The organism is Pseudomonas sp. OTU5201 (genome assembly GCF_038440135.1).
Taxonomy (GTDB): Bacteria; Pseudomonadota; Gammaproteobacteria; order Pseudomonadales; family Pseudomonadaceae; genus Metapseudomonas; species Metapseudomonas resinovorans.
Genome location: NZ_JASATC010000125.1, coordinates 1 through 250 on the forward strand (window position 1 = coordinate 1; position 250 = coordinate 250).

The 250-nt window shown below is 63.2% G+C and carries 1 pseudogene; it reads left to right on the forward strand.

Annotated features, from left to right (window positions below):
• Window positions 1–40: 40 nt before the first annotated feature.
• Window positions 41–250: pseudogene (gcvT, locus tag AAHM40_RS27140) on the forward strand (glycine cleavage system aminomethyltransferase GcvT); the annotation flags it as partial.

The window sequence follows — 250 nt, forward strand, 5'->3', positions numbered from 1 at the left end:
AAGCCTCATCCCACTCGGACTTTTATTTCTGGAGCAATACATGACCGATCTCGCCAAAACCCCGCTGCACGCCCTGCACCTCGAACTCGGCGCGCGCATGGTGCCCTTCGCCGGTTACGACATGCCGGTGCAATACCCGCTCGGCGTGCTCAAGGAGCACCTGCACACCCGCGAGCAGGCCGGCCTGTTCGATGTGTCCCACATGGGCCAGATCATCCTGCGTGGCGAACATGCCGCCCGCGCCCTGGAA